Origin of the sequence: Rhodococcus gannanensis (assembly GCF_042681175.1) — a bacterium.
Taxonomy (GTDB): domain Bacteria; phylum Actinomycetota; class Actinomycetes; order Mycobacteriales; family Mycobacteriaceae; genus Rhodococcus_G; species Rhodococcus_G gannanensis.
In genome coordinates, this window is record NZ_JBHUFB010000009.1 from 527,690 (window position 1) to 551,751 (window position 24,062).

The 24,062-nt window shown below is 68.5% G+C and carries 31 protein-coding genes; 19 read left to right on the forward strand and 12 right to left on the reverse strand.

Translation table 11 applies throughout. The features are described 5' to 3' along the window. Positions 1 to 1,581 carry a sensor histidine kinase gene (locus ACFSJG_RS09215; protein ID WP_378484894.1) on the forward strand — a complete coding sequence of 527 codons (1,581 nt, stop codon included), beginning with the start codon at positions 1 to 3 and terminating at the stop codon, positions 1,579 to 1,581. Then, positions 1,578 to 2,036: a response regulator gene (locus ACFSJG_RS09220; protein WP_378484895.1), complete on the forward strand. Its 459-nt coding sequence runs from the start codon at positions 1,578 to 1,580 to the stop codon at positions 2,034 to 2,036. Before ACFSJG_RS09215 ends, ACFSJG_RS09220 begins: the two co-directional genes overlap by 4 nt. 13 nt (positions 2,037 to 2,049) lie before the next feature. Here ACFSJG_RS09220 and ACFSJG_RS09225 read toward each other — a convergent pair whose 3' ends face one another. The 5 genes from ACFSJG_RS09225 to ACFSJG_RS09245 are packed head-to-tail and all read right to left on the reverse strand — an operon-like array spanning position 2,050 to position 4,292. Then, positions 2,050 to 2,832 carry a SigB/SigF/SigG family RNA polymerase sigma factor gene (locus ACFSJG_RS09225; protein WP_378484896.1) on the reverse strand — a complete coding sequence of 261 codons (783 nt, stop codon included), beginning with the start codon at positions 2,830 to 2,832 and terminating at the stop codon, positions 2,050 to 2,052. 3 nt (positions 2,833 to 2,835) lie between these two features. Next, positions 2,836 to 3,267 carry an ATP-binding protein gene (locus tag ACFSJG_RS09230; RefSeq protein WP_378484897.1) on the reverse strand — a complete coding sequence of 144 codons (432 nt, stop codon included), beginning with the start codon at positions 3,265 to 3,267 and terminating at the stop codon, positions 2,836 to 2,838. Positions 3,268 to 3,319: 52 nt separating this feature from the next. Continuing rightward, positions 3,320 to 3,763: an ATP-binding protein gene (locus ACFSJG_RS09235; protein ID WP_378484898.1), complete on the reverse strand. Its 444-nt coding sequence runs from the start codon at positions 3,761 to 3,763 to the stop codon at positions 3,320 to 3,322. A gap of 14 nt (positions 3,764 to 3,777) precedes the next feature. After that, positions 3,778 to 4,143: an STAS domain-containing protein gene (locus tag ACFSJG_RS09240; protein ID WP_378484899.1), complete on the reverse strand. Its 366-nt coding sequence runs from the start codon at positions 4,141 to 4,143 to the stop codon at positions 3,778 to 3,780. Positions 4,144 to 4,166: 23 nt separating this feature from the next. After that, positions 4,167 to 4,292: a hypothetical protein gene (locus tag ACFSJG_RS09245; RefSeq protein WP_378484900.1), complete on the reverse strand. Its 126-nt coding sequence runs from the start codon at positions 4,290 to 4,292 to the stop codon at positions 4,167 to 4,169. A 238-nt stretch (positions 4,293 to 4,530) separates the two neighbouring features. Between ACFSJG_RS09245 and ACFSJG_RS09250 the strand changes: the two genes are divergently transcribed. From ACFSJG_RS09250 to ACFSJG_RS09260, 3 genes are all read left to right on the forward strand, one after another. Beyond that, positions 4,531 to 4,677, forward strand: a complete 147-nt coding sequence (locus tag ACFSJG_RS09250; RefSeq protein ID WP_378484901.1) for a hypothetical protein — start codon at positions 4,531 to 4,533, stop codon at positions 4,675 to 4,677. A gap of 130 nt (positions 4,678 to 4,807) precedes the next feature. Continuing rightward, the gene (locus ACFSJG_RS09255) at positions 4,808 to 5,326 is read left to right on the forward strand and encodes a flavin reductase family protein (protein WP_378484902.1); all 519 of its coding nucleotides are present in this window, start codon (positions 4,808 to 4,810) and stop codon (positions 5,324 to 5,326) included. 130 nt (positions 5,327 to 5,456) lie between these two features. Beyond that, complete coding sequence (locus ACFSJG_RS09260; RefSeq protein ID WP_378484903.1) at positions 5,457 to 5,849, forward strand: nuclear transport factor 2 family protein; 393 nt, start codon at positions 5,457 to 5,459, stop codon at positions 5,847 to 5,849. Between the two features lie 257 nt (positions 5,850 to 6,106). Here the strand turns inward: ACFSJG_RS09260 and ACFSJG_RS09265 are convergent, their stop codons facing one another. The 3 genes from ACFSJG_RS09265 to ACFSJG_RS09275 all read right to left on the reverse strand — a co-directional run bounded on the left by ACFSJG_RS09265 (position 6,107) and on the right by ACFSJG_RS09275 (position 7,895). Beyond that, the gene (locus ACFSJG_RS09265) at positions 6,107 to 7,039 is read right to left on the reverse strand and encodes an NADP-dependent oxidoreductase (RefSeq protein ID WP_378484904.1); all 933 of its coding nucleotides are present in this window, start codon (positions 7,037 to 7,039) and stop codon (positions 6,107 to 6,109) included. A 32-nt stretch (positions 7,040 to 7,071) separates the two neighbouring features. After that, positions 7,072 to 7,209 carry a hypothetical protein gene (locus ACFSJG_RS09270; protein WP_378484905.1) on the reverse strand — a complete coding sequence of 46 codons (138 nt, stop codon included), beginning with the start codon at positions 7,207 to 7,209 and terminating at the stop codon, positions 7,072 to 7,074. Positions 7,210 to 7,310: 101 nt separating this feature from the next. After that, entirely contained in the window at positions 7,311 to 7,895 is a 585-nt protein-coding gene (locus tag ACFSJG_RS09275; RefSeq protein WP_378484906.1) for a universal stress protein, read from the reverse strand. A gap of 123 nt (positions 7,896 to 8,018) precedes the next feature. Here ACFSJG_RS09275 and ACFSJG_RS09280 point away from each other — a divergent pair, with 123 nt between their 5' ends. After that, positions 8,019 to 8,729: a winged helix-turn-helix transcriptional regulator gene (locus ACFSJG_RS09280; protein WP_378484907.1), complete on the forward strand. Its 711-nt coding sequence runs from the start codon at positions 8,019 to 8,021 to the stop codon at positions 8,727 to 8,729. Positions 8,730 to 8,751: 22 nt separating this feature from the next. On the opposite strand, the gene ACFSJG_RS09285 is transcribed toward ACFSJG_RS09280, so the two are convergent. After that, complete coding sequence (locus ACFSJG_RS09285) at positions 8,752 to 9,510, reverse strand: IclR family transcriptional regulator (protein ID WP_378484908.1); 759 nt, start codon at positions 9,508 to 9,510, stop codon at positions 8,752 to 8,754. After that, a complete protein-coding gene (locus ACFSJG_RS09290; RefSeq protein ID WP_378484909.1) occupies positions 9,507 to 11,054 on the reverse strand; it encodes an APC family permease in 1,548 nt (515 codons plus the stop codon). The genes ACFSJG_RS09285 and ACFSJG_RS09290 overlap by 4 nt, the downstream gene beginning before the upstream one ends. A gap of 399 nt (positions 11,055 to 11,453) precedes the next feature. On the opposite strand from ACFSJG_RS09290, the gene ACFSJG_RS09295 reads away from it, so the two are divergent. The 11 genes from ACFSJG_RS09295 (at position 11,454) to ACFSJG_RS09345 (ending at position 20,796) form a co-directional block, all read left to right on the forward strand. Continuing rightward, positions 11,454 to 12,092 carry a MauE/DoxX family redox-associated membrane protein gene (locus ACFSJG_RS09295; RefSeq protein WP_378484910.1) on the forward strand — a complete coding sequence of 213 codons (639 nt, stop codon included), beginning with the start codon at positions 11,454 to 11,456 and terminating at the stop codon, positions 12,090 to 12,092. Next, on the forward strand, positions 12,089 to 12,688 hold the full coding sequence (locus tag ACFSJG_RS09300; protein WP_378484911.1) for a redoxin domain-containing protein: 600 nt from the start codon (positions 12,089 to 12,091) through the stop codon (positions 12,686 to 12,688). Before ACFSJG_RS09295 ends, ACFSJG_RS09300 begins: the two co-directional genes overlap by 4 nt. Before the next feature lie 23 nt (positions 12,689 to 12,711). Further along, positions 12,712 to 13,395, forward strand: coding sequence for a methylamine dehydrogenase light chain (locus ACFSJG_RS09305; RefSeq protein WP_378484912.1), 684 nt, complete (start codon positions 12,712 to 12,714; stop codon positions 13,393 to 13,395). After that, positions 13,392 to 14,702 (forward strand): hypothetical protein, encoded by a 1,311-nt coding sequence (locus ACFSJG_RS09310; protein ID WP_378484913.1) that lies wholly within the window; start codon positions 13,392 to 13,394, stop codon positions 14,700 to 14,702. The genes ACFSJG_RS09305 and ACFSJG_RS09310 overlap by 4 nt, the downstream gene beginning before the upstream one ends. Further along, on the forward strand, positions 14,699 to 16,270 hold the full coding sequence (locus tag ACFSJG_RS09315; RefSeq protein ID WP_378484914.1) for a multicopper oxidase family protein: 1,572 nt from the start codon (positions 14,699 to 14,701) through the stop codon (positions 16,268 to 16,270). Before ACFSJG_RS09310 ends, ACFSJG_RS09315 begins: the two co-directional genes overlap by 4 nt. An 11-nt stretch (positions 16,271 to 16,281) precedes the next feature. Continuing rightward, on the forward strand, positions 16,282 to 16,623 hold the full coding sequence (locus ACFSJG_RS09320) for a cupredoxin domain-containing protein (protein ID WP_378484915.1): 342 nt from the start codon (positions 16,282 to 16,284) through the stop codon (positions 16,621 to 16,623). Then, the gene (locus ACFSJG_RS09325) at positions 16,623 to 16,970 is read left to right on the forward strand and encodes a cupredoxin domain-containing protein (protein WP_378484916.1); all 348 of its coding nucleotides are present in this window, start codon (positions 16,623 to 16,625) and stop codon (positions 16,968 to 16,970) included. The genes ACFSJG_RS09320 and ACFSJG_RS09325 overlap by 1 nt, the downstream gene beginning before the upstream one ends. A 35-nt stretch (positions 16,971 to 17,005) precedes the next feature. After that, positions 17,006 to 17,842 carry a methylamine utilization protein gene (locus ACFSJG_RS09330; protein WP_378484917.1) on the forward strand — a complete coding sequence of 279 codons (837 nt, stop codon included), beginning with the start codon at positions 17,006 to 17,008 and terminating at the stop codon, positions 17,840 to 17,842. Positions 17,843 to 18,036: 194 nt separating this feature from the next. Continuing rightward, on the forward strand, positions 18,037 to 19,212 hold the full coding sequence (locus ACFSJG_RS09335; RefSeq protein ID WP_378484918.1) for an NADH:flavin oxidoreductase: 1,176 nt from the start codon (positions 18,037 to 18,039) through the stop codon (positions 19,210 to 19,212). Between the two features lie 142 nt (positions 19,213 to 19,354). Continuing rightward, entirely contained in the window at positions 19,355 to 19,579 is a 225-nt protein-coding gene (locus tag ACFSJG_RS09340) for a helix-turn-helix transcriptional regulator (protein WP_378484919.1), read from the forward strand. Further along, complete coding sequence (locus tag ACFSJG_RS09345) at positions 19,576 to 20,796, forward strand: type II toxin-antitoxin system HipA family toxin (RefSeq protein WP_378484920.1); 1,221 nt, start codon at positions 19,576 to 19,578, stop codon at positions 20,794 to 20,796. The genes ACFSJG_RS09340 and ACFSJG_RS09345 overlap by 4 nt, the downstream gene beginning before the upstream one ends. 4 nt (positions 20,797 to 20,800) lie before the next feature. Here ACFSJG_RS09345 and ACFSJG_RS09350 read toward each other — a convergent pair whose 3' ends face one another. Next, complete coding sequence (locus ACFSJG_RS09350; RefSeq protein WP_378484921.1) at positions 20,801 to 21,478, reverse strand: SDR family oxidoreductase; 678 nt, start codon at positions 21,476 to 21,478, stop codon at positions 20,801 to 20,803. Positions 21,479 to 21,500: 22 nt separating this feature from the next. Then, on the reverse strand, positions 21,501 to 22,214 hold the full coding sequence (locus ACFSJG_RS09355) for a GntR family transcriptional regulator (RefSeq protein ID WP_378484922.1): 714 nt from the start codon (positions 22,212 to 22,214) through the stop codon (positions 21,501 to 21,503). A 164-nt stretch (positions 22,215 to 22,378) separates the two neighbouring features. Here ACFSJG_RS09355 and ACFSJG_RS09360 point away from each other — a divergent pair, with 164 nt between their 5' ends. Continuing rightward, positions 22,379 to 23,053 carry a phosphonatase-like hydrolase gene (locus tag ACFSJG_RS09360; protein ID WP_378484923.1) on the forward strand — a complete coding sequence of 225 codons (675 nt, stop codon included), beginning with the start codon at positions 22,379 to 22,381 and terminating at the stop codon, positions 23,051 to 23,053. A 28-nt stretch (positions 23,054 to 23,081) separates the two neighbouring features. After that, entirely contained in the window at positions 23,082 to 24,059 is a 978-nt protein-coding gene (locus ACFSJG_RS09365; protein WP_378484924.1) for a phosphate/phosphite/phosphonate ABC transporter substrate-binding protein, read from the forward strand. Positions 24,060 to 24,062: the final 3 nt, after the last annotated feature.

Genomic DNA, 24,062 nt, shown 5'->3' on the forward strand with positions numbered 1-24,062 from the left:
ATGTCCGTTCAAGGGTGGTTCACCGCGATTCTCGCGGTACTCCTCGTACTGATCGCCATCGGCGGCGTGACCGCGGCGATCCTGCTCGTCCGAACCGAGCGGATCACCGACGAACTGGTCGAGGAGCTCCTGCCGGCGCGGGCGACGGCGTACCGGCTGCAGTCGTCGTTCCTCAATCAGGAGACCGGCCTGCGCGGGTACGCGGCGACCGGTGACGACGCGTTCCTCGCTCCGTACAACGGCGGGGTGGAACTGCAGCGAAATTCGTCCGATCAACTCCGTGCCCTGATCGGTGACCGGCCCGCACTGCTCGCCGACGTCGACGCGATCGACGAGGCTGCGGAGGAGTGGCGGACGGTCTTCGGCGGTCCGGTCCTGGGAACGTCCGGCGATGCCACCCGGCCGCTCGACCCCGCCGTGTACGACCTCGGTCGGGTGGCGTTCGACGACCTCCGAAGCATGTTCGCAACCCAGGATCGACATCTCGAGGAGGCCCGGGCGGCGGCCCAGCAGGATCTGGTCCAGGCGCGGCAGTTGCGGGTGCTGGTGCTCGGCGCGGTGTTCGCAGTGTTGTTGGTTGCGTGCGTGGGGTTCGCGGTACTGATCCGGATGGCGGTGATCAACCCCGTTCAGCGCCTTGCCCGTTCGTCACGCGAAGTGGTCGAGGGCAATTTCGACAGGACGGTCGATGCCGGCTCCGGTCCGGCCGACATCCAGGCGCTCGCCAGCGACATCGAGGCGATGCGGCGCCGGATCGTCACCGAACTGGAGGTCGTCCGGGAACGGCAGACCCAGCTCGAGGACCAGACGCGGCTGCTCGACGCGCAGACGGTCGAACTGCGGCGCTCCAACGCAGAACTCGAACAGTTCGCCTACGTGACCTCGCACGACCTCCAGGAGCCACTGCGGAAGGTGGCATCTTTCTGCCAGTTGCTGGAGAAGCGCTACGGTGACGTCCTCGACGACCGCGGGCGCCAGTACATCGACTTCGCGGTGGACGGCGCGAAGCGGATGCAGGTGCTGATCAACGACCTGCTCGCGTTCTCTCGGGTGGGCCGTGTCAACGACGGCTTCCAGCAGCTCTCCCTTGACCAGGGACTGGACCGCGCCCTGACGAATCTCGCGACGGCCGTGGAGGAAGCGGGCGCCCGGATCGTCCGGCCGGACGCCCTTCCCGAGATCGTCGGCGACCCGACACTCATCGCGATGTTGTGGCAGAACCTGATCGGCAATGCGATCAAGTTCACCCGGCCCGGGGAGACTCCCATCGTCTCCATCACGGCGCACGCCGAGGGTGAGGAGTGGTCGATCTGCGTGCAGGACAACGGGATCGGCATCAGTCAGGAGTTCGCGGAGAAGGTTTTCGTGATCTTCCAGCGACTGCACGCGCGGGACGAGTATTCCGGCACCGGGATCGGATTGTCGCTGTGCAAGAAGATCGTCGAGTACCACGGCGGACGGATCTGGCTCGACACCACCTACGTGGACGGCGCGCGATTCTGCTTCACCTTCCCGATGACGCCCCGCACCGACGACGTGTCCGCGAACACCACGAACCAGAGCGAAGGAATCGAAGTATGAATCCCATCGGCAACCCGATCGACATCCTGCTCGTCGAGGATGATCCCGGCGACGAACTGATGACCAGAGAGGCGTTCGAGTTCAACAAGGTCGGCAACACCCTCCACGTCGCGCGTGACGGCGAGGAGGCACTCGACTTCCTCTACCGGCGAGGCCCGCACGAAGGTGCCGTCCGACCCGATCTCATCCTCCTCGACCTGAATCTGCCCAAGTACGACGGGCGTCAGGTTCTCGAAACCATCAAGCAGGACGCCGATCTCGCGGACATCCCGGTGGTGATCCTCACGACCTCCGGTGCTGAGGAGGACATCGTGCGCAGCTACAAGCTGCACGCCAACGCGTACGTCACCAAGCCCGTCGACCTCGATCAGTTCATCGCGGCCGTCCGCCAGATCGACGACTTCTTCGTGCAATTCGTCCGCCTGCCGAGCCGGCCGGGCGGATTCAGCGCCTGATCGGACGGCTCGGTCAGCCGCCGAGCTCGGAACGGATGTGGGCGAAGGTCTTCGACAGCAACCGCGAGACGTGGACCTGCGATATCCCGATCGCGCGGGCGATCTCGGACTGCGACTTCTCCTCGAAGAACCGCATCACCACGATGCGCTTCTCACGCTCGGGCAGCTGGGAGAGGATCGGCTGCAGCGCCAGCCATGTCTCGCGCTTCTCGAGGTCGTCGTTGTCAGAGGCCAGCGTGTCGGCCAGAGTCGCGCCCGCGTCGCCGTCACGGGAGACGGGCGTGTCCAGTGACTGTGTGTTGTAGGTACCAGACGCAGCGACGGCCTCGATGATCTCGTCGGTGCCGACCCCGAGTTCGGCGGCGAGTTCGGGTGCGGTCGGAGACCGGCCGAGGCGCTGTGTGAGGGTCTCCGTCGCCGCGGTGATGGAGAGTGTGAGGTCCTTGAGCCTGCGAGGAACGCGCATCGCCCACGCATGGTCCCGGAAGTGACGACGCAGTTCGCCGGTGATCGTCGGGACGGCGAACGCGAGGAAGTTGCTGCCGTGGCTCGGGTCGAACCGGGTGACCGCCTGGAGCAGTCCGACGCTCGCAACCTGCTCTAGGTCGTCCGTCTCGATGCCACGTCCGGCGAAGCGGCGAGCCAGATTCCGTGCCAGCGGAAGCATCTCGGAGACGATCCGGTCGCGGAGCTCGGCTGCGCGCTCGCTCGTGGAATCGCACGACGCAAGCTCGTCGAACAGGATGTCAGTCTCGGTGACGACCCGGGGTTCGGGGGAGGTGGTACCGGCATCCACGGCTCACGCCGGCTTTCGCGTGCACACGGTGACCGTCGACTCGTTCGCTCGGCCGGATTCCGTCGGGTGCTGGGAGATGGAGACCGAATCGGCCAGTGCGCTGAGCATGCGCCATTCGATGCTGCCTCGCTCGGGTTCCCAACTGGAGACGGTCAGTGCGCTCAGGCTGGTCTCCAGGGTGTCGTTCACCTGCTCGTAGCGGCAGGTGAGCGCGCTGTTCTCGGCGGCCGCCGACATCAGCAGCGTGCCGATCTGGTCGACGGCCAGCTTGAGGTCCGCCGCCTGGTCGAGGGTGCAGTTGTTGCGCATCGCCACCGCTTCGGTGAGCAGACGCAGGATCGGCAGCTGCTCGTGGCGGGCGGGCAGGGACAACGTGACGGCCGACTCGCCGGCGGTCTCGCCGAGGGGCTGGGACGAACTGGGTGTGGGCTGCATCGGGTTCCTCGTGCTGCTGTATCGGTGGAGAGAGCGGAAGTGGTGCCGAAGGTCAGGTCGTGGATGGGATGGTCCACTCGAGGACGGCGGTCGTGCCGTCGGGGCCGGGGTCGAGTTCGAAATGATCGCTGCATGCACGCATCAGCGTGATCCCCCGACCGCGCCGAAGGGCGGGATCCGGATCGCCGCACTTCCACGCGCCGCGGTCCGTGACCGTGACCGTGAAAAGGCCATCTGCCGCAACGGCCCGCACATCGAAGGTTCCGGCGGTCCGGTCGGGATACGCGTGCTCGACGGCATTGGCCATGGCCTCGTAGGCGGCGAGAGCGACGTCGTGAACTCGATCACTCGGGAGGGTTGTGGATGCCGCGAACTCCGCGAGGCCGCGGCGGGCAGCGGCGAGCTCCGACAGTGCCGCGGGAACGGAGGTGAGCGACCATCGGCCACCGGCAGTGACCGGGGGTGTCTCTGTCCGTCCCGCGAACTGCTCGGTCACGTCGTCCCCGCCGTTCACACCGTGGCCAGTGCCGCTTCGACGGAGGGGAACACCTCGAGCGACTCCATCAGGCCGGTCAGCTCGAGCGGCCGCAGCGTTGCAGGGCCCTGGGCGACGACGAGCAAGCGGCCACTGCGGTCGGTGTCATCACTGCATCGGGCCAGGACCGCGAGTCCTGCCGACGCCAAGAACGTCACCCCTGCCATATCCACCACCAGGGCCGTGGATCGATCGCGCGCCGACGCCGACTCGATCGCCGACTGGAACGCGGGCGCAGTGAGTACGTCGATCTCGCCGCGGAAGCGGACGACGGCAATCCCGTCGGTGATCTCCACCTCGTAGGGCAGGTCGGGTGTCGTGGATGGTTCCTGATTCTCCATGGGCGGAAATATACGGTCGTCGCTCATGCCGCCAGACCCGCTGCCCTGGTGTTGCCGGGACGGACCGCCGTTGCCGTGCCGGACGTACCGATTCCGTCCGCGACCGTGCCGAAGTAGTTCACCCCGCACCACGCGTACATGCTCTTCACACATGCGAGTCGAATCACGTTTCTCGACAACATTGGCATTGCGAGGCTCTCCAATTCCCAGCTCGACGACAGCGTCATGCCTGTTGATACCCGGATCGAGCCGATCCATACCTGCCGATCGAAAATCGGGATCTGCCTGCGAAGACGAGCGCGCAGGTATGAAGCCGGGATCGGCTGGGTACGAGCTCCCCGAACGGTGCGCACACCGAGCCGCCCGACAGGACCGAGGACGACGACAATGAGTGAAACCGCCATCGGCAACAACCCGGCAGTGGACGCCGGCAGCCCGGTCACGGTGAACCCCACCGCACCGACCGCCTCCGAGACCGCCGCCGCGGACCGGGCATACGTGCACGCAGCCCGCGCCGCCCTCCTGAGCGACTGACGGAAGTCCCGCGAGCCGACCACGGGATCGGCACCGACCAGTATCGTCGTGACCACTGGCCGGGATCCGCCCTGGCGCGGAACAGGTGGGTGCATAACCTGTTGGGGTCAGCTTCTTCAGGAGGAATCACATGAGTGCGGAACCCACTCTCGCCGAACATGCCGAGTTGTCCGGCCCCGACGCCGCGACCCTGCGCCAGGTGATGGGGCACTTCTGCACCGGCGTCGCCGTCATCACGGCGCACGACGGAGAACGCCCGCACGGGTTCACGTGCCAGTCCGTGGTCTCGCTCTCCCTGGAGCCGCCGTTCGTCTCCTTCTGCCCGACCAAGAAGTCGACGAGCTGGCCGCTGCTGCGCGAGGCCCGCCACCTGTGCATCAACGTCCTCGCGCACGACCAGAAGGCGATCGCGTCCGGATTCGCCGTCAGCGGCGCCGACAAGTTCGCCGGTGTCTCCTGGTCCCCCGCCGCCAACGGCGCCCCCGCCATCGACGGCACCCTGGCCCGCATCGACGCGACCGTCGAGGTCGAGCACGACGCCGGTGACCACACCATCGTCATCGCCCGCATCACCGACCTCACCGCCGACGTCGACCGCGAACCGCTGCTCTTCTTCAAGGGCGGCTTCGGCGACTTCAACGCTCACTGACGTTCGCGAGCGACTTCAACGCTCACTGACGGTTCCCCTTCCGGACTCAGCGGGACGTCGACACGACCGACGTCCCGCTGGGCGGGAGGCGCGGAGCCCGCGGGTCTGGATGGAACTACCGTCACGCGGCATGTCATCCCAGAGCACCGACCTCCGCACCGACGCGATCCGCGACACCGTGACGCGCTACCTCGACGCGATCGCGAACGGGACGTCCGCCGACATCGTCGCCCTGTACGCCGACGACGCGACACTCGAGGATCCCGTCGGCACCGAGCCCAAGGTCGGCCGGGACCAGATCGCCGCGTTCTACGCCGCGCTGGACAACGTCCGCAACACCACGGAACTGCTGACGGTGCGTGTCGCGGGTAACGTCGCGGCGTTCCACTTCCGGGTCGTCACCGAGACCGGAGACAGGACGGTCACGATCGAGCCGATCGACGTCATGACATTCGACGACCAGGCACGCATCACCAGCATGCGCGCGATCTGGTCGCCGGCGGATGTGGCTGTGGGCCAGTAGATCCGGGCTCAACGAGGGAGGAGATCGGCGGCGATCGCGGTGAGTTCCGTCGCCGGTCCGTCCTTGGGATAGAGACCGCCGAGCACGAGCTATCGGGCCGACGAGTGCCCGCAGTCGGCGGCGGAGCTCCTCCTTGTGATCGACACAGCGCGCCCGAATCCCGTTGGTGTAGAAGAGTTCGGCCGCGACATCGACCAACTTCTCGGCCAGCGCCGGACCGCGCAACTGTCCCGATGCCTCGACCATCGCGCCCCTTCCTAGGATGCAGTGACGACAGCCGCCTTGCCGAAGCCGCGACGATCGGTCACCCACGCCTGCGCTTCCGCGGCCCGCGCGAGGGCGAACTCGGCCCCGACCACCACTCGCAGGCGTCCGGCATCGACGTGCTCGGCCACCGCGAGCAGAGCCTGCGGGTCGGGTTCGACGAGGCAGGAGATCGCGTGGACACCCCGCTCCGATGCGTGTGCCTCGTACTTCGGAATCGACCACGCGGTCGCGAGGGCGATCGAGCCGCCCGGTGTGATCAGGTCGAACAGGGTTCGTCCGAAACGGCCACCGACCAGGTCGATCGCCGCGTCCACCGGCCGGATCGCGGCGACCGCCTCCGCGTCGGCGTAGTCGACGCATGCGTCCGCACCGAGCTCGTACAGCAGTGCGTGGTCGTGTGGGCGGGCCAGTGCGACGACCGCGGCACCGCGGGCGACCGCCAACTGGACGACCAGGTGCCCGACACCGCCGGAGGATCCGCTCACCAGGACTCGATGTCCGCGCTCGACGCGCGCGGCGTCGAGCATCTGGACCGCCGTCAGCGCCGCCATGGGCAGGCAGGCCGCCTCGGTGAACGAGACGGACGACGGCATGCGCGCGACGTGATGGGTGGGAACGGTCATGAACTCCGCATATGTTCCTGCCGGGTACGGGAACCAGGCGAGGCCGAAGAGAGGCTCGCCGACGGCGTACCGGGTGACGCCGTAGCCGACCGCGTCGACCACACCGGCGACATCCCATCCCGGGATGTAGGGAAGCTGCATCGACTGTTCGTATCCGGCGTTCTGTCCGGTGTGCATGTCGATGGGATTGACGCTGGTCGCCTTGACCGCTATCCGAACCTCGCCGGCCGCCGGTTCGGGGCGAGGGACCGTCGTGATCCGTAGCGGTGATCCCCAGTCCTCGTGTCGCGCAGCGGTCATCGTGGCCGTGCTGTCACGGCGAGCTCCGACGATCATCGGACCGGAACCAGGGTGGACGCCTCGACACCGCACTGGCGCGCGACTCCGGCGACGTCGAAGCTCTCGTCGCTGACGCGTCCGTCCTCGAACCGGAACAACATGAACACAGGGACCGTCGTGTCGCTGTTCATCCGTTCCGCCCCCGATTCCGTATCAAAAGACAGATCTGTCTCTTTCTAGATCGCGTCAATCGCCTCGCCCCGCCTCGGTCTCCGCTGCGCGTGTCGCCCGGTCAGGCCTCGGACGGCCGTGGTGCGGCCGGGAACAGGGCGAAACTCCGTGCACGCGCGCGGTTCCGTGTGCGGGCCAGGAGATGCTCGCTGCCGTTCGAGGCGACCAGATCCAGGCCGTCGGGCAGGCGCCGGGCGAGCCGGTTCACCTGTCGGCTGGGTCGCTCGTCGCGCATGCCGACCAGGATCGCCGCGGCGCGGTAGCGGTCCGCCGCACGCAGCAACGACCGGACCGGATCGCCCGGTTCCTCCACCGCTGCGACCAGGTTCAGGCCGGCCTCGCGGGCCGCGGCACGGCCGAGCTCGAGTGCCAGCTGCGAGTCGGTGGCATCGTCGAGCAGGTGCGCCTCGCCCTTGAGGACGTCCACCGCGTCCGGGTGTCGCTCCCACGGCGCTCTGCCCCACGGGCTGACGGCGCAGACCAGCACCACTCCTCCGGTGATCGAACAGATCCGCGGCGCGGCCTCGATCAGTCGGAGTGACGCGTCCGAGCCGTTGCAGCCCAGCACGACGGTTCCGGCGTACGACGATGCACCGTCGGGTTTCGAAAGCCACAGGTCTCGGGTGAAAGCGCTGTCGCCGATCATCGACCGTCCTCCTGGTTGGAGATCTCGGGACTCACACCTGAGACTTACATATGTTTTTGAAGTACGCAAGAATGTTTTAGAAGTGACTGCTTCGTGAAGTGATCCGACGGGTAGGCTGACGACATGTCGAGACGTAGCTACGAGCAGTTCTGCGGTCTCTCGCGTGCGCTCGACGTGGTCGGCGAACGGTGGACGCTCCTCGTCGTCCGGGAACTCATGTCGGGCCCGAAGCGGTACTCGGACCTCGCGGAGTCACTCCGGGGAATCGGAACCAGCCTGTTGGCGACCCGCCTGAAGCAGCTCGAGGCCGACGGCGTCGTGGAACGCCGCTACCTCCGCCCGCCCGCCGCGTCCACCGTCTACGAACTGACCGAGACCGGTCAGGAGCTCGCGGATGCACTGGTGCCCCTGGCGCTGTGGGGCGCGCGGCACCACACCGCGCAGGACCGCGAGCCCACGCAGCGGTTCCAGGCGGAATGGACCCTGCAGTTCCTCGTGCGCATGCTCGACGTGGAAGCGCTGGGCGCCGGCCGCAGCACCTACGAGTTCAGGGTCGACGACAGCGTGGCGAGTCTGTCGATCGCCGACGGGGCCTCCGAGGTCCGGGCGGGACGGGCCACCGGAGACCCCGACGCCGTCGTCGTCACGGACGCTTCGACGATGGCCGCGATCGCCGGCGGTCGCATCGGCGTCGTCGAGGCACTGGAGCGCGGTCTCGTCGAGATCGAGGGAGACACAACACATCTGGGAGAGCTGTTCGTCCTGGTTCAGGCACGACTTGACAGCGCGCACCGACGGCCCGGGCCGGTCGTGGCGGCAGATCGGGCGCACTGACGCGAACCGGCCGTGGTTCGGCTCAGAGCAGCCCGGTCAGCTGGCGCGAGCCGTCGTGCAGGAACCCCAACTGCTCCGGGTCGGTGTCTGACACGCGCAGCGGCGAGCCCTGCAGGCACAGCCCGCCCACGACCTCGGCCGCGTGGTTGCGGACCGGGACCGCCAGGGCCGAGCGCCCGAGCCGGCACTCCTGGTTCTCGAACGCGTGCCCGTCCCGCTGGGTCCGAACGAGTTCGGCCCGAAGGACTTCGGGGTCGCAGACCGTGTGATCGGTGAGCCGACGCAGCTCGAGCCCGACGCCGAGGGCGGGATTGTGCGCGAGCATCAGCTTCCCGAGCGCATTGGCGTGAAGGTTCTTCGCCAGCAACCCGATCCCGACGATCTCGTGATCCGGGTCCTGGTCGACGAACCGGAGCCGGCCACCGGTGAACGACGCGACGTGCAGCCCGAATCGGGTGTGACTGCGCAGAGTCTCGACGGTCTCGTGCAACGACGCGGCCGTGTCGGTGGCGGCTGCGGCGCGGGACAGTTCCGCGGTGCGCCTGCCCAGCGCGAATCCGGACAGGTCGGGGACCCGCACCAGGAATCCCTCGGCGACGAGCAGATTGAGCATCCGGTAGGCCGTCGTGGGTGGGACACCGGCGAACCGGGCGATCTCCTTCGCCGTGGTCCCCGGCCCGAGTTGCGCGACCGCTTCGAGCATCCCGAGCGCCTTGCGGACGGCGCGGGGCTGCTGCCCGGTGAATCCCGCGGGTGAATCGACCTCCACGCGTGAGGTCATGCCCCGTACCCCGGGCCGGAGTCGGCGGTCACCAACCGGGGTCGGCCGGCGTCGTCGAGGACCAGCGCCGCGGAACCGGGAAGCAGGTCCGCGGTCTCGACGCTGTCGAACGCTCCCATGGTGGTCAGGGAATGGGGGCGGGTGCGTTTCAGTGCCGCTGCCCAGACCGTGCCGGAGGCGCCGATGAACAGTACGGCCGCGGGCAGCACCCACTGGCCCTCGGCGATGCCGTCGACGACGAGGTACCCGAGCAGTCCGGTGCCCGCGGCGGCCATCCCCGCGGCGACCGCGGTGGTGGATGGCGAGTCCTCCCCGATCCGGCGCAGGAACCGCAGGCACGATACGGCGAGCAGCGTGTACGCGATGACGAGGGCGACCTCGACGAACCCGTCGTACGCGGTCGAGTCCCCGACGAAGTACCGGATGTGGAACCACGCACCCGCCAGTGCGGCGAGCAGGAAGGTCGCGACGGCGACGTACGGGGTGCGCAGCCGGGGATGCACCCGGGACAACGGCCGCGGCGCGGTCCCCTCGACACCCATCGCCAACAGGAGGCGTGACCCGGCCTGAGCGCACCCGAGGGTGCACGCGAGCCACGAGCAGGTGACGCCGATCTTCACGGCCAGCACCATCGGCAGGCTGACGCCGGAGGCGGTGCCGTCGAAGTAGGCGGCCACGACTGCGTCCGCGCGCCCGGTCAGCGCGGCCCAGGCGGCGAACACGAACACCGCCCCGCACACGACGGGCGTGACCAGGACGGCGCGGGAGACGGTGGTGAGTGGACGGCGGGCCTCGGCACCGAAGAACGCGGCGCTCTCGAAGCCGGCCATGCTGAGGACGACGATCAGCGCGAGAACCGGCAGGGTGCTCGGCGATGCAGGCGTGGTGGGAGTCCCCGTCGTCTGTGGACCGGCGACCATCAGGATGCAGATCAGGGCGAGCGAGCAGACCTCGACGACGAGGATCGCCCGTGTCGCGAAGCGGACGCCGCGGACCGCGATCACGGCGACGACGCAGGCGACGACCGCCGCCGTCGCGGTCATGAGCCCGGCCCCCGATGCCGGAACGTCCAGTGCGGCAGCGATTCCGAGCAGGCTCACGGCGGAGTTCGCGAGTACCGAGATCGAGATCCCGAGATAGCCGAGGAGCAGGGCCGCGCCCACCGTGAGGGTGGCCCGCCGGGGAAGACCGTGGAATGCGAAGCTGTAGAGCGATCCCGCGGCGGCGAGTCGCCGCGTGAACTGGGTGACGCAGAAGGCGACGGCGACGACCACCGCGGTGGTGCCGATGATCGCGGCGAGACCGACGAGCCCGGGACGGGCCGAGATCATCCAGGCCGCGATGTAGATCATCCCGGTCGCCGGAGCGATCGTCGAGAGCGACTGCCCGATCAGGTCCACCTGGGACAGCTGGCGCCGCCCCAGTGCCCGCAGCGGGGAGAAGACCGGCTGCGCCGGGGGTGGTGCGGTGCGTGCTCGTGCGATCGCGGCGCCGAGCGCACCACCGCTCCGCGGCCGTCTGCCGCCCGATCCGTTGCCGACCACGTCGGTACCTCTTCTCGATCACGGGCCGACCATCGTGCGGCCGGTCACCCTCGCCGAACGCTAGACGCCCCGTGTTTCCATCGGGTTTCCCGCCGTGACGAGATCCCGGCGCGAGACGCATCGCTCACTGGCGCAGTCGGTTTCGGTCCTGTTACCGCCGTGTCGACTATGTAACCCCCAAGTGGAAATCGACGTCCGCCGGCCGCGACGGGGGACCGCATCGCGGCGGACCCGGATACCGGCGACCGGCGTAGGGCACCGGCTCTGACCAGCGGAGGAGCGAGGGGAACGGGGGGTCGTCCGTTTCCACTCGCGACGTACGCGGATGTTGCTCGGGCGCAGCGAAACCGCCGCATACGCCGACCACCATTTGTCTCGACGAGAGAGAGGACGTGATCGATGTTCTGGGTGGTGGTGGCGTCGATTCTCGGCGGAACGCTTCTGCTCGCGGGTGTCCCGAAGCTCGGCGACCGCGACGGACTGCTGACGGTGGTCAAGGGGTACCGGTTGCTGCCGGCGCCCGCGGAACGGACGGTGGCGGCGACGCTGCCGTTCGTCGAGGTCGTGATCGGGGTGCTGCTGATCGCCGGTCTCGGCGGACGGTGGACCGCGGCGGCGGCCACGGTGCTGTTCACCGGGTTCCTGACCGGGCTGACGGTCAATCTGGCCCGGGGACGGCGCGACCTCGACTGCGGGTGCTTCGCCTTCGGCACCGGGCACGAAGTGCCGCAGATCGGCTGGTTCCACGCGGGCCGGGCGGGACTGTTCGCGGTCGCCTCCGCCGCGCTGACCGCCGTACCTGCGCCGGACGTGACGCCGGTGGGACGGCTGGTCGGCGTCGCGGGCGGGCTGTTGCTCCTGCTGGCCGTGGTCGTGGTCGCGCAGATCCGGGCCGTGGTCCACCTGGGTCGCCGGCCGGTCGACGACTACCTGACGTCCGCGTCGATCAGGCTCCGGGCCGCCGACGCGGTGTCGAAGTACGACACCCCGGTGATCGATCTCCACAACCTTCCACGACAGACGGGACAAGTTCGATGACAACATTCTTGGTGGCAGCAGTCGTCGTGTTGACGGTGGCGGTGGCGCTGCTGTTCCTGATGACCCTGGCACTCGCACGGGAGATCGGTCGAGTCCAGGTGCGGCTGGGTCCGCTGGGTGCGCGGATGATGGACACCGGCCCGAAGGTCGCGCAGGCCGGCCCGTCGTTCGCAGGGCTCGAGGACCACCTCGGTCGTTCCGTGCGGGTCGGTGGTCACCGTGACAAGCCGCAGCTGCTGATGTTCACCGCGCCGAGCTGCAGCACCTGCAAGAGCCTGCTTCCCGGACTGCGCGCCATGGCCCGCGCCGAGTCCGATCTCGACGTCGTCATCATCTCGGACGGAACTCCGCAGGAGCATCGGGAGTTCCTGGCGGGCAGCAACATCGGAGCCGAACTCAGCTACGTCGACGCCCGCGACGTCGGCATCGCCTATCAGGTCGGCACCACACCGTACGGGGTGATCCTCGACGAGCACGGCAAGATCGCCGGCAAGGGCCTGTGCAACCACATGGCCCAGGTCGAGAGCCTGCTCAACGCCCTCGAGTCCGGCACCCCGTCCCTCCAGCACCTGCACGCGCAGGCGAAGTCGGCGTGAGCCGGAGAGAAGGAGACACGTCCATGGAAGACCATGACATGACCGAGAACAGGTATCCGGTCGACGAGGACACGGTCAAGGAACAGGCCGCGTGGATGGCGGGCAAGGGCGGCACGTTCATGAGCCGCACGGGGCGCACCCTGTCCGAACGGGTGTCGCGCCGCTCGATGCTCAGCCGCGTCGGACGCTGGACGATGGGCGTTTCCGGTGTGGCCCTGATCAGTTCGCTTCCCGTGACGCGCAGCGCGATGGCGCAGGAAGCTCCCGCGCCCGCTCCCGAAGCGCCGGAGCCGCTGGTGCCGGTGTACGACGGGAAGGATCCCGCCGAGTGCGAGTACTGGCGCTGGTGCAACATGGACGGCACCTCGTGCGCCGCCTGCAACGGTGGCGGTGTCACGACGTGCGCGCCCGGTTCCAAGCCCGGTGCCGAGTTCTGGGTGGGCTGCTGCACCAACCCGGACACCGGAAAGACCTATCTCATCGCGTATTACGACTGCTGTGGTGCACCCTCGTGCTCGAACGCGTTCTGTGGTGAACCGGACATGCAGGCGGTCATGTACAACCCGGTGTCGGGCAGCTACGACCAGGAGATCATCTGGTGCGTCTCCGACGAGTCCCAGGCCTACACGTGCACGATGGCCCCGATCATCGGTGAGGACTGCCAGACCCGTCCGGCCGAGCGCCCGAAGGTCGGTGCCGGAGCATGAACCACTCACGTACCAGTCGTCTCTCCCGTTCCGCAGCGGTCGCGGTCCCCCTCGTCGCGACCCTCGCCGTGGCCGGGTGCAGTTCCTCCGACGACAGCGCCGCCGGCGAGGTCACGTACCCGACGGTCCCGTTCACCGCACCCGGTGAGGGGATCTCCCTCGGGCACGACGACCAGGAGATCGGCGACACCATCCCGGAGCCGGTGCACGTCGGGGAGATAGACCCGATCAAGTCCACCGATCTCCTCGTCGTCGCAGGTGGTTTCGGCAAGCTCGAGCTGGGTGTCAACGCCCTCGACCCGGCGACCGGTGTCGCGGGTAGCAGATTCGTGGTGGGCCCGGGAATCTGGGATCCGGTCATCCACGGGTTCGTCGGCGAATCCTCCAGCGACCCGGCGGTTCTCGCCGCCGAGGTGTGGCGCCCCCGCGGATCCCGTGGGGCCGCCACCTTCGCCGTCAGCACCTACTCGGGCAACCTCCTCGAACCGTCGGAGGCGTTGCTTCCCGACTACGCCCGTGTGCACTCGCGGCCCGGCTCGAATGCCGTCACCTCCGACGGCAAGTACTTCGTGACCTGGGACGACGGGCTCTACGGCGTCCGGGTGGTCGATCTGGAGGCGAAGAAGGAGAGCGGCGCCGTCCAGATCATCGGGTGCGGTCCCTTCACCTGGCTCGACGGGCACGAGCTCTACAGCGTCTGCGAGGAGACCCGGGAGCTGATCCAGATCTCCATCGACGACTCAGGCGTCCCGTCGGAGACGAAACGGACGAAGGTGCTTCCCGAGGACTTCGTCAGTGCCCGCAAGGTCACGTGGGCGGCGGACGCGAAGAAGGCGCTGCTCGTCAGCGAGAACGGCGACGTCTTCGTCTTCGATTTCTCCAACGGCCTGCCCACCGAGACCGTCGCCCCGATCGGCAACGCAGGGCAGGACGGCGGACGCTTCTCGGAGAACGTCATCGACAACACGGGCACCCGCCTCGCGATCGAGTACACGGACAGCGCGATCCACCCGGACTCGGCCCGCGGCGGAAGCGTCGTGAAACTCGAACTGCACGACGCGGTCACGTTCGCGCCCGTCAGGACGCTCGATCTCGCCTACCTCGGGCTGACGGGGATCGACAGCACGGCGTTCTCGGTCGACGGGAAGACCCTGTACGTGCTCGGTGACGGGCCCGAGGTGGACGGGGAGACCGCGAAGACGATCGTCGGTGTCAACGCGGCGACCGGTGACAAGGTCAGTTCCGTCGAGGTCACCGGCACTGTCGACGACGCGGGAACGCTGCTCACCCCGCAGGTGCTGGAATGACGCGCCGTGGGCCCGTCCTCGACCGCCGCGGCTTCTTGCGGCTGGGCTCCCTCGGAGCGCTCGGAATCGGGGCCCTCGGGATGGGTACCACGGCATGTGGATTCGTCGAGGCGGCGGATTCCACGCCGCCGCACTACATCACCCCCACCGATCCCGAGATCGCCGCGGCGGAGGAGGCCCGCGGCTGGAACGGTCGCCTCGCGGCGTTCGCGCTGACGGCGGCGCCCGCCACCGTCGACCTCGGTGGCCGGTTCGTCGACACCTGGTCCTACGGCGGGAAGGCGGTGGCCCCCGAACTGCGGGTCACCGCCGGGGACCGGATGCAGGTCGCGGTCCGCAACGAACTGCCCGCCGACACGACGGTGCACTGGCACGGCATCCGCATCCGCAACGACATGGACGGTGCCGCACCCGCCACGCAGGCGCCGATCGGTCCCGGCACCGACTTCGGCTACGAGTTCGTCGTCCCGGACCCCGGCACCCACTGGTACCACTCGCACAGTGGACTGCAGGCCGACCGTGGCCTGTTCGGTGCCCTCGTCGTCGAGGACCCGAACGACGCGTCCGGAGCGGACGTCGACGCCGTCCTGGTCCTCGACGACTGGGTCGACGGACTCGGCACCACACCCGACGCCGTTCTCATGGCGCTGAATCCGGAGATCAGCGGTGGCCACGCCGGGCACGGCGGCGGCGCGGCGCCGATGGTGCACACCGCCGACTCCCTCGGTGTCGCACAGTCGTTCGTCGCCGGCGGGCACGGGTCGTCAGAGCCGCTGGGCGGGATGACCCAGCACATCGGGTACCCGTTGCACCTGATCAACGGGCGCCCGCCGAACGACCCGGAGGTGGTGACCGCGGCGCCGGGTGCCCGGGTCCGGTTGCGAATCGTCAACGCGGCGGCCGAGACTCCGTACCGTGTCGCGGTCGCGGGCCACGAGCTGACCGTGATCGCGGCCGACGGATTCGACGTCGTGCCGACCACCACCGACACCCTGATCGTCGGGATGGCGCAGCGCTACGACGTGCTCGTCACCCTGAGATCGGGTGCGTGGCCGGTGGTCGCGAAGGTCGAGGGTCGAGACGGGTACGCGTCGACGGTCCTGCGGTCGACCGACGCCGCCCCGCTCCCGAACCCGGACGTCGGGGGCGCCGTTCCGGAACTCTCCGGGCGGCTGCTGCCCGAGAGCGCGCTGCGGCCCGCCGAGGCCGTACGGCTCGACACCCGGTCGCCCGACCGGGACTACCGCGTCGAGCTGATCCAGGCCGGCGACCGGTACGTCTGGGGCATGGCCGGGCGGGACGCCGGAAAGCTGGTCATGCGTCAGGGTGAGCGGATCCGCATCACGATGGCGAACACCACCACGATGTGGCATCCGATGCACACCCACGGCCACACCTTCGCCGTCCCCGACTACGGCGGGCTCCGGCGCGACACCGTCAACGTCCTGCCCGGCACCGAACTCGCCGTCGAGTTCGACGCCGACAACCCGGGTGAGTGGATGTTCCACTGCCACAACGCCTATCACTTCGAAGCCGGGATGACCGCGAACCTGCGGTACATCCGTTGAGAGGACCCCCGATGAAGAAACTGCTCCCCCTGGTCGCGGCACTGGCCGCGGCCGCAAGCCTGACCGCGTGCGGGTCGGCCGACGCGGGCACCGAGCCCGCGGTGGTGATCGACGTGAAGAACATGTCGTACTCCCCCGCGTCCGTGACGATCGAGGCCGGGCAGACCGTGCAGTGGCGGTTCGACGACAACGGCCTCCCGCACGACGTCTCGGGTGACGGCGAACTCGACGGAGTCCTGCAGAGCGAACTGCTCACCGAGGGCACCTACGAATACACCTTCGAGGATCCCGGGACCTACACGTACCACTGCACGCCCCACCCGATGATGGTCGGCACGGTGATCGTGCAGTAGTGCGCCACAACGTGATCGGAAGGAGGTTCGCGCTTTCCGTCGTCGCAGCCGGCCTGCTCGCCGGGTGTTCGGCCGACGTCCGGCCGGACGCGGTGATCGAGATCAGCAACGTGCAGTTCGGGCCGGCGGACGTCACCGTCCCTGTCGGCGGGACCGTCGAGTGGAGATTCGACGACGGTGGCGTCCTGCACCACGTCGCATCGGAGCCCCGCCTGGGAGTGGACGGCGAATTCGACAGCGGCATAACCGGTGTCGGAACGTTCCGGCACACCTTCGACCGCGCGGGAACCTACGTCTACACGTGCTCGGTGCACAGGTACATGACGGGCACCGTCACGGTCGAGTGAGAACTCGACTTCAGCAACGACCTTGGAGGTAATCGATGACAACCGTCCTCAATCACGGGCCGATCGAGACCGATCTGCCCGACATCCGGCCCGCACTCGGCGACGCGGTCGCGGCGCCCGCCCGCCTCGGCCTGATCGCCACCGCCGGTGCCGTCGGCGCCGGTGTCGCCACCCTGGCGAACCCGGCGACCTCGACCGCACTGACCGCTGCCGTCGTCGGCGCCGGGCTGGTGACGTCGCTCGCCGCGAACTGGTCCACGTGCGGGATGTCCGTCGCGGGTGTCGTCGCCGCACCGAAGCAGCCCGGGCGCAAGGGCACCTCGACGCCGGTCCGCCGGCTGGCCTGGCACGCACTCGGTTCGGTGACGACGGGCGCCGTCACCGGCGCCGCGCTCGGCGCACTCGGATCGCTGGTGTCCGGTCACCTGTCGGTGACCTGGATGCTGTTCGGGTGGGCGCTGTTTGCGCTGGCGTACGGACTGCACGAGCTCGGTGTCCTGACGATGCCCGCGCCGATGCGGCGGCAGCAGTTGCCGCGGCACCTGCGCAGGACGATGGAACCGTGGAAGGTGTCGCTGCTGTTCGGCGCCATCATCGGTCCGGGCTTCCTCATCTTCATCCGGTCCAGCGCCTACTATCTGCTGGTTCTGGGTGTGCTGGCCGTCGGCTCCCCCGCCCTCGGTGCTGCGATGTTCACGGTGGTCTCGCTCGGCCGGTGCATGCCGAGCCTCGCCGCGATCGTCCACACCCGCCGCGGGGGCTCGATGCCGGGCTTCCTGTCGGTGATGTGTGTCGTCGACCGTCGGGTGCAGTCCGTGACCGGCGCCGCGCTCGTGGCGCTCGCCGCCTTCGCCGCCGTCGCCCTGGTCTGACCGGGGCACTCGCTGGGTGGGCGCAATGTCACATCGTGCGCATCGAACGCACACACTGTGACATTGCGCCCACAGCGCGTCAGGTCCGCGGCGGGCGCACGAGGCGAAATTTCTCCCACTCAGTGGCAATTACGGTTCCACTGGTAACGGAATTGTCCTAGGCTCGGTCCACCCCGAGACCGAAGGATCTTCACGTGACCCACCCCGACGTGCTGGCGCCCGCGAAGCTGGGCCCGATCACCCTGCGCAATCGCATCATCAAGTCGGCGACGTTCGAGGGCCGGACACCGAACGCCCTGGTCACCGACGATCTGATCGACTTCCATCGGCAGGTGGCCGTCGGCGGCGTCGGCATGACGACGGTCGCCTACTGCGCCGTCGCGCCGGAGGGTCGCACCGAGTACGGACAACTGTGGATGCGGCCCGACGTGGTGCCGGGTCTGCGTCGCCTCACGGACGCCATCCACGCCGAGGGCGCCGCGGTGTCGGCGCAGATCGGGCACGCCGGCCCCGTCGCGAACGCCAAGTCCAACGGGCACACCGCGCTGGCGCCCTCGACGTCGTTCAACCCGATGAGCATGAAGGTGACGAAGGCCGCGACCCTCGGCGACATCGAGCGGATCACCGCCGCGCACGCCGACGCCGCACGGTTCGCGATCGAGGGCGGATTCGACGCCGTCGAGATCCACTTCGGCCACAACTACTTCGCCAGCTCGTTCCTGAGCCGGAAGACCAACCACCGCAACGACTCCTATGGCGGGTCGCTGGAGAACCGGGCGCGCATCGTCCTCGAGACCGCACGTGCCGTGCGGGAAGCGGTCGGGGACCGGATCGCGGTCCTCGCCAAGCTGAACATCGACGACGGCGTCCCCGGCGGATTCTGGGTGGACGAGGCGATCCAGGTCGCGCAGTGGCTGGAGGCCGACGGCAGCCTCGACGCGCTGGAGCTGACGATGGGCAGTTCCCTGCTGAACCCGATGTACCTCTTCCGCGGTGACGCACCGGTGCACGAGTTCGCGAAGGCGATGGAGCAGCCGCTCGTCCGGATGGGCGTCAAGATGGTCGGCAAGCAGTTCATCCGGAAGTACCCGTACGAGCCGCTGTTCATGCTCGAGTCCGCTCGTCAGATCCGGGCCGCCGTCGCGATGCCGCTGGTGTTGCTCGGCGGCGTCACGGACAAGGAGGGCATGGACACGGCGATGGCGGAGGGTTTCGAGTTCGTCGCGATGGCCCGTGCGCTGCTGCGGGAGCCCGATCTGATCAACCGGATCGTGGCCGACGAGAAGACCCGGTCGCTGTGCATCCACTGCAACAAGTGCATGCCCACGATCTTCACGCGTGCACGCTGCGTCCTGGTGGAGCGTCAGTAGCCGGATCCTTGTGCCTCTGATCCGAGGCACAGTGGACCGTGAATGAAGCGAAGAAGAGCTCCGCAAAGCTATGCTTGAAAAACAAGGCATAGGAGCGGCGATGGCCCGTGCACGTAGGAGCAGCCCCACACGAACCTCACCTATGCCTGAAATTGCACGCATAGGTGAGGCATTCGCTCGCCGTCGAGTCGAGCTCCGTTTGACGCAGCAGGCGGTCGCGGACCTGGCCGGGGTTTCGCGCTCGAGCGTGCAGTCGCTCGAGTACGGGACCGGCTCGACCAAGCTGGCCTCGGTTGTCGAAATCGCCGAGGTCCTCGGACTCGCCCTCGAGCCCATGTCGGCGGCCGATGCCGAGGCCCGACGATGACCGTCGACCTCCGCGGTGTCGAGGCCGCCGACGTCTATCTCGACGGCACCGTGGTCGCGGCGCTCACCCGCACTGAAACCGACGACATCGTGTTCGAGTACCTGCCCGACCGCCCCGTTGCCGGACCACGGATCCGTGACGACTCGGTCTCGTGGTCGCTCCTCGCGGACGGGAGCTATCCGCTGCTGACGTCGGGCGGGGCGGTACCGCCGTACTTCGCCGGATTGCTGCCGGAGGGGGTGCGCCTGGGAGCGGTGCTGACGTCGACGAAGACCTCGGTCGACGACCACCTCACGCTCCTGCTTGCGGTTGGTGCGGATGCGGTGGGCAATGTGCGGGTTGTGCCTGCGGGCACCGCGCCCCCGGACCCGGTCCCCATGTTCTCCCCCGGCGACGGCACCGACCTTCGTCAGGTGTTCGAGCGACTGGCCGGCTCGGTCGATGCCGATCCGGTCGCGCTCGCCGGGGTCCAGCCGAAGGTCAGTGCCGCGATGTGGTCGGTTCCCACGCGAACGCCCGCCGGCCCGGCGATTCTCAAACTGACCCCTCCGACCGGATTTCCTCGCCTGTCGGAGAACGAGCATTTCTTCATGCGGATGGCTGCTGCGTGCGGCCTCCGGGTCCCCGAGACCCGGCTCATCCGTGACGCCGAAGGCAGGAGCGGGCTGCTAGTCGCTCGATTCGATCGCCGCGGCAGTACCCGGATCGCACAAGAGGACGCCTGCCAGGTCGCCGGTCTCTACCCCGCCTCGAAGTACCGGCTCAAGACCGAATCGGTCATCGTGTCCCTCTCCGACGCCTGCGCTCGAGGCGGCGGATCACGGGTGGCCGCGATGCTGGAGTTGCTGCGGACCGTGGTCTTCTCCTGGTTGATCGGCAACGGTGACCTGCACGGGAAGAACCTCTCGATCCATGCACCCGACGGGATGTGGGAGCCGACTCCCGCCTACGACCTGCTGTCCACGCAGCCGTACACCGCTTGGCGGGATCCGATGGCGCTGACCCTCTACGGGCGCGGAAACCGTTTGCGTCGAGAGCACTTCGTCGACGCCGGGATTCGGCTCGGGGTTCGGGAGCGGGCGTTGACCCGGATGATCGATGCTGTTGCCGACGCGGCCGAGTCCTGGGCAGATCGATGTGGGGAGATCGGGTTCCCGGACCGCGAGACAGATCGTCTCGCCGCCCTCCTGCGGGAGCGCACCGCCTCCCTGAGGTGAGCGGTCAGCGGGGGTTCGGGCGCAGCACGATCTCGGTGGGGTGCGCGTCCCGGGGGGTCTCGACGGCGTTGCGCACCGCCCACGCGACGGTTCCGGGGGTGAGGAATCCGTCCGGGTCGTAGTCGTCGCCCTCGGCTTCGACGATGGCGCGCTGCATGTCGGTGTCGATGCGCCCCGGGTGGATCGAGGTGACCCGCAGCGAGGGCTCCTCGGCGCGGAGGGCGTCGGCGAACGCCCGCAGCGCGAACTTGCTCGCCGCGTAGGCGCTCCAGCCGGGGTTCGATCGTAGCCCCGCACCCGAATTGATCAGCACCACATGGGCGTTGGTATCCCGGAGCCGCGGCAGCAGCAGACGGGTCAGTTCCACCACGGCGAGGACGTTGGCCTCGTACATGTGCCGCCACGCGGCGATCGGGGTGTCGGCGATCGTTCCGACCTCGGCGACGCCCGCGTTGTGCACCAGGACGTCGAGTCGGTCGATGTGGGCGACCGCCTCCGCCAGGGCGTCGTGGTCGGTGAGGTCGACGGGCCAGGCCCGGGCGGATCCCAGTTCCTTCGTGATCGTGCGGACGGACTCCGGTGTCCGGCCGCCGAGCAACAGGTCGTGGGTCGGGGCCAGTTCACGGGCGATGGCGGCGCCGAGACCGCGTCCGGCCCCGGTGATCAGTGCTGTGGGACGCATGGGTCGACCCTATGCCCCCGGCCTAGGCGGTGAGGCTGGCGGTGAAGGTCAACCGATCCCCGCGGTACAGGGACCGCCGCTGCTCGATGGGAACGTCGTTCTGGTCGTAGGACACGCGGTTGAGCAGGAACATCGGGGTGCGGGCGTCCACCGTGAGCAGGGCCGCCTCGCGAGCGTCGGGCAGGGTGGTCTCGATGACCTCCGTGGTGCGTGCGAATTCGATGCCGCGGGCGCGGATCTCGGCGTACAGCGACGACCGGTGATCGAAGTTCGTGGCGAGTCCGGGATACCGGTCCGCGGGCAGGCGGGTGGTCTCGAGCCCGACCCGGGTGTCGTCGGTGGTGAGGACGCGCTCGAGTTCCAGGACCGGCGACCCGACGGGGATCGCGAGCTGCTGCGCGAGTTCGTCGTCGGCGACCAGGTCGGTCCATCCGACGAGGATGCGGCCGGCGGTACGACCGCGGGCGAGTGCGTCCTCGGTGTACGAGCCGATCATGAGCGGCTGCACGACCTTGGGTCGACCGACGACGGTGGTGCGGCCACGTCGTTCGACCCGGCCGGCCACGAGAAGTTCGCGGAGTGCCTGTCGGACGGTCTCCCGGGCCACCAGGTGTCGCTCGGCGAGCTCCCGCTCGGACGGGACGGGGTCGCCGGGGGCGAGTCCGTCCAGGTTCTTCTCGATCTGTGCGCGCACGACCTGATGCTTGAGCACCCGGGGTTCGGCGGCCGCTGTCATGTGCCCGAGCCTAGCAGCCGACGGTCTATACCAAGATGCCCGCTGCTGTTCAGCTGCTGTTCAACCCGTGTCCGAATCGTGGTCTATACCAAGCCGCAAGGTGATCCGCGACGCCGGGAAGCCCGGCCTCCTGCGACAGTTTCCCGATCCGAAGGATGGCAGCAGTGACAGGCACAGCCCTGGCAGTACTCGACATGGCAGGAACCACGGTCACCGACGACGGCCTCGTCGTCCGGGCCTTCGACGAGGCCGCGACCGCCGTCGGTCTCCCCGTCGAAGGACCCGAACGGGACGAGGCCCGCACCTACGTCCTCGACACGATGGGGCAATCGAAGATCGAGGTGTTCACCGCGCTGTTCGGCACCCCCGAGCGTGCCGAACAGGCCAACATCGCCTTCGAGAAGGCCTACGAGGAGTTCGTCGACGGGGGCATCTCCCCGGTGCCCGGCGCCACCGACGCGATCGCCGAACTGCGTTCGGCGGGCGTGAAGGTCGCGCTGACCACCGGATTCAGCCGCTCGACCCAGCAGCGGATCCTCGCCACCCTCGGCTGGGAGGACATCGCCGATCTCGTCCTCTGTCCCGCCGATGCGGGCCGCGGACGCCCCTTCCCCGACATGATCCTCACCGCGCTGATGCGCACCGGCGGTGTCGACGTCGCGAACGTCGCGGTCCTCGGCGACACCTCCAGCGACATCGTCTCCGGTCTGCGAGCCGGTGCCTCCGTCGTCGCCGGCGTCCTCACCGGAGCCCACGACGAGCCCACACTCCGCGCCGCGGGCGCCACCCACGTACTCGGTTCCGTCGCCGAGTTCCCGCAGTTGATCCTCCCCGCCTGACTCGACACATCCGAAGGACCTCTCCCCCATGAAGATTCGCCACCGCCGTACCGGCACCGCGCTCGTCGCTGGGTTCGCCGGGCTCGCTCTGACGCTCTCGGCCTGCTCCGGATCCGACTCCGCCGAGGCCGCCACCACCGAGCAGGGCTTCCCCGAGACCATCACCCTCGCCGCGATTCCGGCCGAGAACTCCACCGATCTCAAGGCCAGCTACGACCCGGTCATCAAGCTGATCGAGCAGGAGACCGGATCGACCGTCGACTTCGTGCAGGCGTCCGACTACGCCGGCGTCGTCGAGGGCATGATCGCGGGCAACGTGGACCTCGCCTTCTTCGGTCCGTTCGCCTACGTCGTCGCCGGCATCAACGGTGCCGACCTCACCCCGCTCGGCGCGGTGATCAAGGCCGAGGGTGCCCAGCCCGGCTACCAGTCCTACGGACTTGCCAAGTCGGACAACGCTTCCGTGAACGGACTCGCCGACTTTGCAGGCAAGAAGGTCTGTTTCGTCGATCCCAGTTCCACCTCCGGGTTCCTCTACCCGAGCGCAGGCCTGATCGAGACCGGGGTCGTGAAGTCCGGTTCCGAGGCCGACATCTCCGCGGCGATGACGCCGATCTACGCCGGCGGCCACGACGCGTCCGCACTTGCCATCGCCGCCGGCGACTGCGACGCCGGTTTCGCGTTCGACACCATGGTCGACAAGACCATGATCGAGAAGGGCGACCTGGAGCCCGGACAGCTCAAGACCGTGTGGAAGTCCGAGATGATCGCCGGCTCCGTCTTCGCCGCGAACAACACCCTCGGTGCCGACAACGTTGCGAAGCTCAAGTCCGTCTTCGAGGAGAAGCTCAACGCCGACAGCCTCGAGGCGGCCGGGTTCTGCACCGGTGACGACTGCCGCATCACCGACGAGCGTGCCTGGGGTGTCGTCGCCGCGTCCGACTCCGACTACGACGGTGTCCGCCACGTGTGCGAGGTCACCGGCTCCGAGAAGTGCAAGGGCTGATCC

What these genes read in the sequence shown, in the direction of transcription:
- ACFSJG_RS09215 (WP_378484894.1), top strand. Translation starts at nt 1, where the DNA reads ATGTCCGTTCAAGGGTGGTTCACCGCGATTCTCGCGGTACTCCTCGTA.
- ACFSJG_RS09220 (WP_378484895.1), top strand. Translation starts at nt 1,578, where the DNA reads ATGAATCCCATCGGCAACCCGATCGACATCCTGCTCGTCGAGGATGAT.
- ACFSJG_RS09230 (WP_378484897.1), bottom strand. Translation starts at nt 3,267, where the DNA reads ATGCAGCCCACACCCAGTTCGTCCCAGCCCCTCGGCGAGACCGCCGGC.
- ACFSJG_RS09240 (WP_378484899.1), bottom strand. Translation starts at nt 4,143, where the DNA reads ATGGAGAATCAGGAACCATCCACGACACCCGACCTGCCCTACGAGGTG.
- ACFSJG_RS09250 (WP_378484901.1), top strand. Translation starts at nt 4,531, where the DNA reads ATGAGTGAAACCGCCATCGGCAACAACCCGGCAGTGGACGCCGGCAGC.
- ACFSJG_RS09255 (WP_378484902.1), top strand. Translation starts at nt 4,808, where the DNA reads ATGAGTGCGGAACCCACTCTCGCCGAACATGCCGAGTTGTCCGGCCCC.
- ACFSJG_RS09260 (WP_378484903.1), top strand. Translation starts at nt 5,457, where the DNA reads ATGTCATCCCAGAGCACCGACCTCCGCACCGACGCGATCCGCGACACC.
- ACFSJG_RS09265 (WP_378484904.1), bottom strand. Translation starts at nt 7,039, where the DNA reads ATGACCGCTGCGCGACACGAGGACTGGGGATCACCGCTACGGATCACG.
- ACFSJG_RS09270 (WP_378484905.1), bottom strand. Translation starts at nt 7,209, where the DNA reads ATGAACAGCGACACGACGGTCCCTGTGTTCATGTTGTTCCGGTTCGAG.
- ACFSJG_RS09275 (WP_378484906.1), bottom strand. Translation starts at nt 7,895, where the DNA reads ATGATCGGCGACAGCGCTTTCACCCGAGACCTGTGGCTTTCGAAACCC.
- ACFSJG_RS09280 (WP_378484907.1), top strand. Translation starts at nt 8,019, where the DNA reads ATGTCGAGACGTAGCTACGAGCAGTTCTGCGGTCTCTCGCGTGCGCTC.
- ACFSJG_RS09285 (WP_378484908.1), bottom strand. Translation starts at nt 9,510, where the DNA reads ATGACCTCACGCGTGGAGGTCGATTCACCCGCGGGATTCACCGGGCAG.
- ACFSJG_RS09295 (WP_378484910.1), top strand. Translation starts at nt 11,454, where the DNA reads ATGTTCTGGGTGGTGGTGGCGTCGATTCTCGGCGGAACGCTTCTGCTC.
- ACFSJG_RS09300 (WP_378484911.1), top strand. Translation starts at nt 12,089, where the DNA reads ATGACAACATTCTTGGTGGCAGCAGTCGTCGTGTTGACGGTGGCGGTG.
- ACFSJG_RS09305 (WP_378484912.1), top strand. Translation starts at nt 12,712, where the DNA reads ATGGAAGACCATGACATGACCGAGAACAGGTATCCGGTCGACGAGGAC.
- ACFSJG_RS09310 (WP_378484913.1), top strand. Translation starts at nt 13,392, where the DNA reads ATGAACCACTCACGTACCAGTCGTCTCTCCCGTTCCGCAGCGGTCGCG.
- ACFSJG_RS09315 (WP_378484914.1), top strand. Translation starts at nt 14,699, where the DNA reads ATGACGCGCCGTGGGCCCGTCCTCGACCGCCGCGGCTTCTTGCGGCTG.
- ACFSJG_RS09320 (WP_378484915.1), top strand. Translation starts at nt 16,282, where the DNA reads ATGAAGAAACTGCTCCCCCTGGTCGCGGCACTGGCCGCGGCCGCAAGC.
- ACFSJG_RS09330 (WP_378484917.1), top strand. Translation starts at nt 17,006, where the DNA reads ATGACAACCGTCCTCAATCACGGGCCGATCGAGACCGATCTGCCCGAC.
- ACFSJG_RS09340 (WP_378484919.1), top strand. Translation starts at nt 19,355, where the DNA reads ATGCCTGAAATTGCACGCATAGGTGAGGCATTCGCTCGCCGTCGAGTC.
- ACFSJG_RS09345 (WP_378484920.1), top strand. Translation starts at nt 19,576, where the DNA reads ATGACCGTCGACCTCCGCGGTGTCGAGGCCGCCGACGTCTATCTCGAC.
- ACFSJG_RS09350 (WP_378484921.1), bottom strand. Translation starts at nt 21,478, where the DNA reads ATGCGTCCCACAGCACTGATCACCGGGGCCGGACGCGGTCTCGGCGCC.
- ACFSJG_RS09355 (WP_378484922.1), bottom strand. Translation starts at nt 22,214, where the DNA reads ATGACAGCGGCCGCCGAACCCCGGGTGCTCAAGCATCAGGTCGTGCGC.
- ACFSJG_RS09365 (WP_378484924.1), top strand. Translation starts at nt 23,082, where the DNA reads ATGAAGATTCGCCACCGCCGTACCGGCACCGCGCTCGTCGCTGGGTTC.